Consider the following 10,134-nt stretch of genomic DNA (forward strand, 5'->3'; position numbering starts at 1 on the left):
CCATCGAATCCCCCCGGTGCCGGGGGCCAGGACGACGAGCGCAGACTCGTCGCCTCGCAGCGAACTGCGTATCCTCGCGCGAACTCGCGATCCGAACCGAAGACGCGCCCGCCGGCTTTCGAGTTGCCCGGTTCGGCCGTGTTATGCGATCGGCACAGCTCATGTTTGCCCGTCGTCAGCCGCTGTCGCCGCCGGCCACCGGCAATACCGTGCCGGTGATATAGCTGGCCGCATCCGAGGCGAGGAACAGGATTGGCCCGGCTTGTTCGTCGAGATTGCCGTAGCGGCCCATAAAGCTGGTCGCCTTAGTCTGGTCGACGATGGCCTGATACCAGTCTTTTTCCTCGTCGGTCTGGGTCTGGCTGTTACGGGGCACCACGCGTGGCGGCGCCGCGGTGCCGCCGGGGGCCACGGCGTTCACGCGAATGCCTTGCTCAGCGTACTCGAAGGCAAGCGATACGGTCATCGCGTTCACGCCGCCCTTGGCCGCGGCGTAGGGCACGCGGTGCACGCCGCGGGTGGCGACCGAGGAAACGTTGACGATATTGCCGCCGCTAGCCAGCAGGGCGGGCAGCGCCGCGCGGCAGCACCACAGGGTGGGAAAAAGAGAGCGGCGGATTTCGGCCTCGATCTGCGCTGGCTCATAGGCGCCGTAGGGTCGTGCCCAGATCGTGCCGCCGACGTTGTTGACGAGCACGTCGATGCCGCCGAGCGTATCGGCGCAAGCTGCGATAGCGCGCTCCGCCTCGTCCCAGTCTTCCAGGTTGGCCTGGCGCGCGTGGGCGCCGCCGCCGAGTTGCGCGGCCAGTTCGTGCACGTTTTCGGCGCGGTCGATCAGGCCCAGCCGTGCGCCTTCCGCTGCGGCGCATTCGGCGACGCGGCGGCCGATGCCCTGGCCGGCGCCGGTGACCACCACGCGCTGGCCCTCGAAGCGCGCGGCGCTCATGCCTCTTTCTCCTTAACCGTGCGCGGCAGAAACTTCTCGGCATAAAAACCGTGCGGCTCGACGCCGAGGGTGTCGAAGTGGTCTTCGACGGCCTCGACCATCGGCGGCGGGCCGCAGACGTAAACGTCAATGTCGCCGTCGCGAAGCATATCGGCGCTCAGATGATGGGTGACATAGCCCTTGCGTGGGTGTGCGCTTTGCTCGTCGACCACGACCGTTTCATAGCTGAAATCGGCGAGCTGCTCGGTGAGCGCGTCGAGCGCGTCGCATTTGACCAGGTGCGCGTCTTCGTTGACGCCATAGAGCATGCGAATCGGCTGGTCACAGCCGTGTTCGGCTAGGTCGGCGAGCATCGCAAGAAAAGGCGCCAGGCCCGTGCCGCCGGCCAGCATCAGCACCGGACGTTCGACCGGGCGTAGATAGAATGCGCCCATTGGCCCGGTCAGCGTCAGCATGTCGCCTGTTTGCGCACGTTCGCGGAGATACCGGCTCATCACGCCGTTGCCGACGTTGCGGATGAGAAAGGTATTGTGGCTGTCTCCGGGGCGCGAGCTGAACGAATACGAGCGCTGCGCGCCCTCGCCGGGTACGTCGATGTTGACGTACTGGCCGGGCAGAAAATCCAGGTGCGTTCCGGCGTCGAGGTCCACGCCCAGCTCGAAGCTATCATCGCTGAGTGTGACCACGCCGGCCAGCGTGCCGGTCACGCTTTGGGGTTTGCAGTTTGCAGACGTGCGAGGCCACCGGCATGCGGATCACACAATCGGAGGCCGGCACCGTCTGGCAGGTCAGCACTTGTCTGTCGTCGGCCTCGTCGTCGGTCAGGGCGTCTTCGATATATTCGTCGCCGAGATCGTACTGGCCCTGTTCACAGCGGCCCTTGCAGGTGCCGCAGACGCCGTCGGCGCAGTCCATCGGCAGATTGATCTTGTGTCGGTAGGCGGCGTCGAGAATGGTTTCGTTCTCGCCACACGCGAAGAAGCGGGTGACGTCATCCTCGAAGTTGATCGCGATACGATAGGTAATAGGTGTCCTCCGGCGCGGCGCCCGGCGTGCATGCCCGGCGCCGCGGCTTCGCGCTAGATGTGATAGACGTCGATCACCTGGTGGATGTGGTCGTTCTTGAGCACGACTTTCTTGCGGCTGATCAACGGGCTCTCGCCGCTAGTATCCAGCGTGTAGAACGAACAGCCGAAGAACATCGCGGTCTGGTCGTAGCGTTGATTGAGCGTGAACCAGTTAAAGCGGATCGCCACGCTGTCCTCGGTGTCGGCGAGGCGTTCGATGTTGGAAATGGTGTGCGAGGTGCGCGGTTCAGGTGTGCTCGCGCCGGAACGCTCGGTCTTGATCCGGAACACTCGGTCTTCGAGGCCTTCGCGGTTCGGGTAATAGATCAGCGACATCTCCGATTGCGGATCTTCGGTGAGCTGATCGTCGTCGTCCCAGGCCGGCATCCAGAACTCGACCGACGGCGCGTAGCAGGCCAGCCAGGCGTCCCAGTCGCGGTCGTCGGCCAGCCGCGCTTCGCGATACACAAAGGCCCGGATTTCTTCCATCGACAGCGCGCTCATGCAACCTCCTGGGACGGCGTATCGGTGTGTTCGGCGCGTTCGGCGTCCAACGCCTGCTGCATGCGTTCGGCCCAGAAGGCGTGCTGTTTGACGAATAGGCCTTCGTCCTCGGTACGCGGCCCGCTCAGGATTGGTTCGAGGCCCATTTCGCGGGCGTTTTCGTCGGCGCCGGCCTGCCAGTGGGTCGCGCCGCGGCTGAGGTCGTTCCAGGGGGCGGCGATTCCCGCATAGCCCGCCTGACAGGCGCGAAACTCCTCGAGATCGTCCGGCGTGCCCATGCCGCTGACGTTGAAGAAGTCCTCGTACTGGCGGATGCGCAGCCGCCGATCTTCCGCTGGCTCGTTCTTGGGCGCGAAGCAGTAGATCGTGACCTCGGTCTTGTCGACCGCCACCGGGCGGATCACCCGAATCTGGGTCGAGAACTGGTCCATGAGAAAGACGTTGGGATAGAGCCCGAGATTACGGCTCTGGTTGACGATGTAATCGGCCTGCTCGGCGCCGACGCGTTCGGTGATCTCGTCGCGATGGACATATACTGGGCGCACCTCCGGATTGAGGAGATTCGTCCAGAGCAGGATATGACCGTTTTCGAAGGCATAGACGCCACCCTCGCTTTTCGACCAACCGTCGGCGTCCACGGTCTGTGTGCCCTCGTCGTTGCGGCGATCCATAGTCGCCGAATAATTCGCATGCACAGAGCTGACGTGATAGCCGTCGGCCCCGTTCTCGGCCTGCAGCTTCCAGTTGCCGTCGTAGCTGTAGGTCGAATTGCCGCGCAACACTTCCAGACCCTCCGGGGCCTGATCGACCATCTGGTCGATGATGGTTCGCGTCGAGCCCAGATGCTCGTCGAGCGACACCACGAACGGGTTGAGACTTGCAAAAAGGAAGCCACGGTAGCTTTCGAAGCGAGGCACCTGCTTGAGATCGTGCGACCCCTCGCTATCAAAACCCTCTGGGTAACCGCCGCCTTTCTTGTCCTTGACCTTTAGCAGCTTGCCAGTGTTCTTGAATGTCCAGCCGTGGAAAGGGCAGGTGAACGTACCCTTATTGCCATGCTTGCGGCGGCAGATCATGGCCCCGCGGTGCGCGCAGGCGTTGATTAAAGCGTGCAGTTCGCCTTCTTTATCACGGGTAATGAGCACCGGATGCCGGCCGATATGGGTGGTGAAATAGTCGTTGGCCTCCGGAAGCTGGCTTTCGTGAGCAACGTAGACCCAGTTGTTCTCGAAGACATGTTTCATCTCCAGTTCGAACAGGTCGGGGTCAGTAAAAATATCGCGACGACAGCGAAAATGCCCCGTTTCGGGATCGTCTTCAACTGCGTGTGCGAGATTAGCTTCAATCTGATCGATGTTCTTGTGCATCTTCTCCTCCGGCTTAAGATTAGCGTTTGGATTACACAGGTTCGAGCGCACCACGGACTAGCCGGATACCGCAAAGTTGTATCCGAATCGTGCACGTTATTATCTAAGAAGGATTTGAGCGCAGCCTCGCAAGACAGAGAGCCGATGTGGCTCTCTGTGATCAACCCTTCCAGAACTGGAGGATACGGGGCGCCTAGAGGTGGAGAGTCGCGGCTGCAGTTTTGCTAAGAGGGCGTAGTAAACAAGGTCTGCGAGGGTCGTTCCCCGAACGCGCGTCGATATTCGGCCGCGAAACGACTTAAATGCGTAAAACCATGTGTGAGTGCGATTGCCGTAACCGTATCGGTCTCGCCGACCGCGGCACGTAATTGGTCACGCGCGCGTTCGAGGCGGCGGCGGCGAACGAACACCATTGGGGACTCGCCTGTGTGGCGCTTGAAAAGAGTGTAAAGAGCACGTCGGCTGACGTTTGCGCAACGCGCTAACGTATCGATATCGATAGGGCCTTCCGGGTGCGCGTCGATGAACTCCACAAGTTGTTTGAAAGGCGCTTGCAGAGGATTATTAGCTTCTCCGCGGTGCGGCAAAGTTTCGAGCAGCTTGGCGGCCACGGCACGGGCGTAATGGATGCGAACGTTGTCGCTTGTGGAGGGTGTATTGGCTTCGTGGCAAATGAGCCTAAGCAGTTCGGTGAGCCCTGGCATTTTGCCCAGTCGCGCGACTTGCGCGTGGAAACGGGGCGTCTTGCGCTCAAGGATCGAGTGTGGGTCGGCGGCAATATCCCGCATCAGCTGGCGCGGTAACTTGACCACGAACTTTTCGCAATCGTCAGAGTAAACGAGGTCGACCACGTCGTCGGGGTTGATGATCAGGACGTCGCCAGGAGCAAGCGTGCGCGAAGCGTTGCCATACCTCCACAGACATGACCCGGACAGTACGATCTGTAGGTGGTAGATGTCTTCGAGCGCCGGTGAAGTTACTCGTACACGGTTGCCATAACGAATTCGACATAGGTTGAACTGGACCCCATAATTCGGACAGAGCACTAAGTGATGATCTGCTCCACAATGGCCACACCCGGCCAAGGAGCAACTATGCGACGCAAACGCCGTAATCACTCACCGGCCTTCAAGGCGAAGGTGGCACTCGCCGCCGTGCAAGGCGATCGAACGCTCGCCGAACTGGCGCAGCAGTTCGACGTGCATGCGAACCAGATCATGCAATGGAAACGCCAGCTGGTCGAAGGCGCGACCGAGACGTTCGACAAGGGACCATCGACGTCGGATAACCAAGCCCAGATCGACTCGCTGCATGCCAAGATCGGTGAGCTGTCGATGGAGAACGATTTTTTGGAGCGCGGGCTCGCGCGCTTCGACCCGAAGCGCGGCGGGCCATGATCGATCCCGGCCACACATTGCCGATCACACGCCAATGCCGTGTCCTCGATGTCGCCCGATCGACGGTCTACTATCGGCACAAGCCGGTATCGGATGCCGATCACAGGCTTATGCAGCGTATCGACGTGCTGCACCTCGAGCGGCCGTTTCTCGGCAGCCGACGCATTGCCGATGCACTGGCTGATGAAGACGGCCTGGTGATCAATCGCAAGCGCATACAGCGTTTGATGCGTATCATGGGGATCACCGCCTTGTATCCGAAGCCGCGCTTGTCACGACCGGCAGCGGGGCATCGGATCTATCCGTATCGCCTGCGGGGTCTGAAGATCGATCGACCCAACCAGGTCTGGGCCAGCGATATCACGTACTTGCCCATGGCGCGCGGTTTTTATACCTGGTCGCCGTCATGGACTGGTGCTCGCGCAAGGTCCTGGCCTGGCAGATTTCGAACACGCTCGACGACGCGTTCTGCGTCGATGCCCTGCAGCGCGCGGTCGCACGCTACGGAGCGCCCGACATCTTCAACACGGATCAGGGCAGCCAATTCACGGGTAGCGCCTTCACCAGTGTGCTCGAAGACCACGCGATCACGATCAGTATGGATGGCCGCGGGCGCTGGATGGATAACGTCTTCATCGAACGGCTCTGGCGCAGCGTGAAGTATGAGGAGGTGTATTTGAAAGCCTATGACAGTGGGCGCGACGCCAAAGCGGGCTTGGCTGATTACTTCGCCTTCTACAACGCCAAGCGCCATCATCAGGGCCTTGATCGGGCTACGCCCGATCAAGTCTACTTCGACCCACAGCCGCGACCGCAGGCGGCTTAACCTAGCAGGTCATCACTTAAAAATCGCTGCGGACTGTCCAATGGATGGGGTCCAGCTCAAACATCCAGTACCCGGAGAGAGGCTCGTCCCAGCCAAGCCTGGGGGCATAACTGACGCGCTTCCTCGCGTTGCTGATAATATGAACCTTGAGGCGTCGAACATAGTTATAGTCGGCAATATGAACCGTGTTGCTCGCTCTACACTCGATGCGCAACTCAAGCGATCTAAACCTCGCAAGGCCAAGCTGAGTCGAGACGAGGCGGCCCGTCAGAAGGCACATCATCGAGCGCTAATAGTCGAATGGCGCAAGGATCCGGAATGGGCGGCCGCAGAAGCGCAACTCGAGGATGAGCGTTATTACCTGACAGCAGCCGGTTTCGGAGAGGTGGCGGGCGACGTAAGTGGCTCGACGATTCATCGTTGGCGGCGCAATGGAAAAGTGATCGGCGTGCGGGGTGCAGGCTCTCGTTTCCGGTATCCGAGAGCACAGCTCAACGATGCCGATCGCCTGCCCGAAGGTTTGCCGAGCCTCATCGCGATTTTAGGCAACAGCTACTTCAGCTGGCTCTGGCTCACCTCTCGCCACCCAGGGCTCGATGGCGTAGCCCCAATCGATGCACTTAAATCTGAGGGCTCGAAACGCGTCTTGGACGTGGCGCGCGCTGATCACAATGGGGCGTTCTGGTGACCCCGAGTATCGCGGCAACGGTCTGCGATGGGAGTTGCTGCATGCTTCAAAATAGTCGTGTACGGACTCTATAGTCCGCTCCACACGCTAGAAGATGCATGTCAGCAGAGGGTAGGCGTAGAGTATAAGAAAGTTCACGCCGGTCGATTCCGGGCCCGAAGTTGCCCTTATTAGGAGCTGCTATGGCGATCTCTCGACTCACGTTATTCAGACTGGCGACCGTTGCGACCCTGGGGTGGCTCGCAACGCAAAAAATGCGGTCGTCGAAGCGTCGGGCTGTACGGGTCGCAGCGACGCTTCCATCCGAGCTCGTTGATACTGCACGTGCTAATGCAGCTTCCTCCAATCGCTCTTTAGCGGGCCAGCTCGACCGTTGGGCACGCATTGGGCAGTTTTACGATGTACTCAACGAGGTCGATTACGACCGTATTCAGCTTGCCCTCGCAGGTGCCATGTCGCCGGATGATCTGAAGGTGGCCGAACGCACCGTGTATGAGGCTGCATTCATGCAGCGGATGCGCGACCGCACGCCGCAAGAAGACTCCTTCTTCGCCGATTTAGAGCGCCAACAACGCTCGGCCGATTACGACATGTCGAAACTGGGAACGCGATGAGTGCGCTGGCCCAGTTGGTTGTGTTTGGCGTTTTACTGATGGGACTCGGCGTGGGCGGTTTACTCATCGCCCAGCGAGTCGATCGTCATCGAGAACGGACTCGGCGCATGAACCGGCGGAAATAGCCCCTTTTCGCCGATGAAACGCGGTCGGCGCATCGTCCGACCAACGACGTTGTAATTCTTAGATGCTTTGAACGTTTTGAGTCGCTCAGGGTAGCGAGCAAACCAGCCCGCTGCCGGCAATATCGGCCACGCGCGCATCGCTGAGCCCAGACCCCCGGGTCAGATCCTCCAGACGGTGCCACGGACGGCGCGCAATGATTTCTTGTGCGCGACTCGGTCCAACGTGTTCGAGTTCGTCTAGGGCAGCCAGCGTCCCGCGATTTAGATCGATACAGTTTCCGGTTTGCGTGGGGCCTGGGCTGCCCGCGCTATCTGCGTTCACCTCAGCATCCCCGAGAACGATGTAGACGGGCCCGTGCTTTGGCATGGTCCAGGCCTAGCCATTCCGGATAGCGCGCGATGCCTTGATCAGTGATGGGCAACGTGCCGTCTGTCCAGATATTGTCGTAAAGATTGGCATAACCGTGCGCACCGAGCGTGCTCGCGCCGTGCGTGATCGCCGGTTGCGCCATCACATCGAACTCGCGCCAGCTCGAGTCAGTGGGAGGCATATTGAACTTGCCCAGCATAATCCGTTCGCCGCCGAACGTATCACCGAGCCACTGCCAATAGGTATCGAGCTCACCTATCTCGGCTGTGTGGTCGCTTTTGTTGTCGCCGTAAACGATATAAACGGTCCCAATAGTCAGCGATAGAGGCTTGCCATCGACTTGAACTGTGAAACGACTCGACAACGGCTCGCGGGCAAAGCGGTTACCAGGATCTAGATAGACGGTTGTGCCGCCGTCGTTGGTGACCGCGGATTCTCGCCAGAGGAATGCATAACTCTCTTTGTAGCTGTAATCACCGATCGCATGCGAGACCACTGCCTGCCAGGGTTGCCCGGATCGTTTCGATACACGGTCGGCCAATGCAGTGGCCGCCGCCGGCTTCATGACTTCCTGGAGGGCGACTAGATCGAAGCGGGCGATGACTTCAGCTACTGCGTCGAGATCTTTGTCGTTGTTCCAGCCCAAGTGTTTGAGGTTTCAACTCGCGACGCGCACCGCGGCACTTGCTGAAACAGAAACAACGAAGAGCAAAATAGCGGCCGCGCACCCCAGTGCGAAATGCTGGAGGAGGGGGGATTTTTCCGAACAAGTTTCATATAGGCAGTATTTCAGTTGAGAATCACTCGTAGCGCGATCGCGTACGACTATTCATGAGCATCCCGGTCGACCGGCACCATGCACGCTCTCGTTCGGATTCAGGATGCCGTCATTGAGGCATCTACCGCGTACGTTGTTTACGCTCAAGGAATGGGCCGATCGCCGAATCACGCTGGGTGCGTAATGGTAGCGCCGCCCGATAGCGGGCCTCGTCGCTACGCCTCGGATCATCATGGCCGGCAGCAGGGTAGCGGCAAACCGACTTTTTTACTCGGTGATCTGGCGCCGACGGCATTGTATGGCTTAGTGTCCATGACCGTTGGCTGCGCCGCGGCGCAGCCGATTGCAGGCGGGTCGCTCAGTCAAGGATTGCAACACACGCCTACTGCGCTAGGACAACGTTCTGGCGCCCATGGTGTACCGTAAAAATCGGTCCCGGATCCAGACGATCCGGAAGGCTTAATTTACAAAGCTCAGCGGGGCATCGTGACCTGGCCAGAGCGGCGCGTACTTTCTGTCGCCGACGAATCGGGACCGATGGGCGGTAGTGCCACCGCGGCGGCGCTGGGAGCTGTTCTCCAAGCTCATAAGAGCCGCGTCTGGTCGTGCTCCGCAGCCGCCGCCGGCGAGACGTTCCTGCCGCTCTTCGATGCCCGTCCCAACCGTTATTCGTTTGGATCACGGTGTTCTCTACCGCGTGAGCGAAACCCAGGTTTCAAGTCTCGATACTCGATCATTCAGGCCGGTTGCAAGATGGTTATTAAGATGTCGCGCGTTGGGTAACCAGCTAGCGTCTTTTGCTAATAGATTGAAGGCAAATATGGCGAGTGAGAGGCCGCCCTTGCGATCGCCAATTGATAGTGCCAGCGTTGATACTGTCGCTCTAACGTTCTCTCTAAGGTTTCTGTTCAGACGCGTCTGCCATGATTTGAGCCGCAGTTTCCGAGAACTCGGTGTAATGGTCGCTCATCTCATCAGAGACATGACCGATGATTTGCATACGAAGCTTTCGAGGGACTCGTTTTTCGGCCATCCACGAGTTCGCCTCGTACCGGAATGAGTGAAAAGTCACCTCGTTGGAGATGTTCGCGACACGTCGTACACGTTCAAATGCTTGCGTGATTGAGTCCGGTCGAACGCCACCGAATACATGGGTCGGGTCTCCCAACGCCGCGGTTACTTCTCTATAGAGCGCGGTGAGCTGTGGCCACATGTAGAAGCGTCTAGGCTGTGTCTTCGCCAATCTGATGACGATAATGGGCGGGTTGGTCTCGAGATCGACATCGCTATGCTTGAGGCGCGCTATTTCGGCCCGCCGCATCCCGCATTCTTCCGCCCAGCGCATTGCCCAATAGGCAAGCGGCGTGCGCGCACGCCGTGCTGAATCAACCCGGGTTTCCCGGAGGCTCGTGGGTTTGAGTCACGCCGCCTTGGCGGACTCGGAAAGTGTGG

9 protein-coding genes and 2 pseudogenes are annotated in these 10,134 nt (G+C 59.8%); 3 read left to right on the forward strand and 8 right to left on the reverse strand.

What is annotated here, in order from left to right:
- Window positions 1–175 precede the first annotated feature (175 nt).
- The 5 genes and pseudogenes from benD to SAHL_RS15815 all read right to left on the reverse strand — a co-directional run bounded on the left by benD (window position 176) and on the right by SAHL_RS15815 (window position 5,002).
- Window positions 176–946: a benzoate diol dehydrogenase BenD gene (gene benD / locus SAHL_RS15795; protein WP_123592384.1), complete on the reverse strand. Its 771-nt coding sequence runs from the start codon at window positions 944–946 to the stop codon at window positions 176–178.
- A pseudogene (benC, locus tag SAHL_RS15800) lies at window positions 943–1,972 on the reverse strand (benzoate 1,2-dioxygenase electron transfer component BenC). Before benC ends, benD begins: the two are co-directional and overlap by 4 nt.
- Window positions 1,973–2,025: 53 nt before the next feature.
- Window positions 2,026–2,517, reverse strand: coding sequence for a benzoate 1,2-dioxygenase small subunit (gene benB, locus SAHL_RS15805; protein ID WP_123592385.1), 492 nt, complete (start codon window positions 2,515–2,517; stop codon window positions 2,026–2,028).
- Window positions 2,514–3,884 (reverse strand): Rieske 2Fe-2S domain-containing protein, encoded by a 1,371-nt coding sequence (locus SAHL_RS15810; protein ID WP_123592386.1) that lies wholly within the window; start codon window positions 3,882–3,884, stop codon window positions 2,514–2,516. Before SAHL_RS15810 ends, benB begins: the two co-directional genes overlap by 4 nt.
- Window positions 3,885–4,108: 224 nt before the next feature.
- On the reverse strand, window positions 4,109–5,002 hold the full coding sequence (locus SAHL_RS15815; protein WP_123592387.1) for an AraC family transcriptional regulator: 894 nt from the start codon (window positions 5,000–5,002) through the stop codon (window positions 4,109–4,111).
- Between SAHL_RS15815 and SAHL_RS15820 the strand changes: the two are divergent.
- The 3 genes and pseudogenes from SAHL_RS15820 to SAHL_RS15830 all read left to right on the forward strand — a co-directional run bounded on the left by SAHL_RS15820 (window position 4,979) and on the right by SAHL_RS15830 (window position 7,409).
- Window positions 4,979–6,107 (forward strand): annotated as a pseudogene (locus tag SAHL_RS15820) (IS3 family transposase). The gene SAHL_RS15815 and the pseudogene SAHL_RS15820 overlap by 24 nt on opposite strands.
- A gap of 178 nt (window positions 6,108–6,285) precedes the next feature.
- Entirely contained in the window at window positions 6,286–6,795 is a 510-nt protein-coding gene (locus SAHL_RS17620; RefSeq protein WP_148045588.1) for a hypothetical protein, read from the forward strand.
- A 182-nt stretch (window positions 6,796–6,977) separates the two neighbouring features.
- Window positions 6,978–7,409, forward strand: coding sequence for a TA system antitoxin ParD family protein (locus SAHL_RS15830; RefSeq protein WP_123592389.1), 432 nt, complete (start codon window positions 6,978–6,980; stop codon window positions 7,407–7,409).
- A 210-nt stretch (window positions 7,410–7,619) separates the two neighbouring features.
- On the opposite strand, the gene SAHL_RS18545 is transcribed toward SAHL_RS15830, so the two are convergent.
- The 3 genes from SAHL_RS18545 to SAHL_RS15840 all read right to left on the reverse strand — a co-directional run bounded on the left by SAHL_RS18545 (window position 7,620) and on the right by SAHL_RS15840 (window position 10,027).
- Window positions 7,620–7,901 carry a ComEA family DNA-binding protein gene (locus SAHL_RS18545; RefSeq protein WP_123592390.1) on the reverse strand — a complete coding sequence of 94 codons (282 nt, stop codon included), beginning with the start codon at window positions 7,899–7,901 and terminating at the stop codon, window positions 7,620–7,622.
- Window positions 7,858–8,550 (reverse strand): exonuclease/endonuclease/phosphatase family protein, encoded by a 693-nt coding sequence (locus SAHL_RS17625; protein ID WP_148045589.1) that lies wholly within the window; start codon window positions 8,548–8,550, stop codon window positions 7,858–7,860. Before SAHL_RS17625 ends, SAHL_RS18545 begins: the two co-directional genes overlap by 44 nt.
- Window positions 8,551–9,577: 1,027 nt before the next feature.
- A complete protein-coding gene (locus SAHL_RS15840; protein ID WP_123592391.1) occupies window positions 9,578–10,027 on the reverse strand; it encodes a tyrosine-type recombinase/integrase in 450 nt (149 codons plus the stop codon).
- Window positions 10,028–10,134 lie beyond the last annotated feature (107 nt).

Source organism: Salinisphaera orenii subsp. halophila YIM 95161 (genome assembly GCF_003732545.1).
GTDB classification, from domain to species: Bacteria; Pseudomonadota; Gammaproteobacteria; order Nevskiales; family Salinisphaeraceae; genus Salinisphaera; species Salinisphaera orenii_A.

What these genes read in the sequence shown, in the direction of transcription:
- benD (WP_123592384.1), bottom strand. Translation starts at nt 946, where the DNA reads ATGAGCGCCGCGCGCTTCGAGGGCCAGCGCGTGGTGGTCACCGGCGCC.
- benB (WP_123592385.1), bottom strand. Translation starts at nt 2,517, where the DNA reads ATGAGCGCGCTGTCGATGGAAGAAATCCGGGCCTTTGTGTATCGCGAA.
- SAHL_RS15810 (WP_123592386.1), bottom strand. Translation starts at nt 3,884, where the DNA reads ATGCACAAGAACATCGATCAGATTGAAGCTAATCTCGCACACGCAGTT.
- SAHL_RS17620 (WP_148045588.1), top strand. Translation starts at nt 6,286, where the DNA reads ATGAACCGTGTTGCTCGCTCTACACTCGATGCGCAACTCAAGCGATCT.
- SAHL_RS15830 (WP_123592389.1), top strand. Translation starts at nt 6,978, where the DNA reads ATGGCGATCTCTCGACTCACGTTATTCAGACTGGCGACCGTTGCGACC.
- SAHL_RS18545 (WP_123592390.1), bottom strand. Translation starts at nt 7,901, where the DNA reads ATGCCAAAGCACGGGCCCGTCTACATCGTTCTCGGGGATGCTGAGGTG.
- SAHL_RS15840 (WP_123592391.1), bottom strand. Translation starts at nt 10,027, where the DNA reads ATGCGCTGGGCGGAAGAATGCGGGATGCGGCGGGCCGAAATAGCGCGC.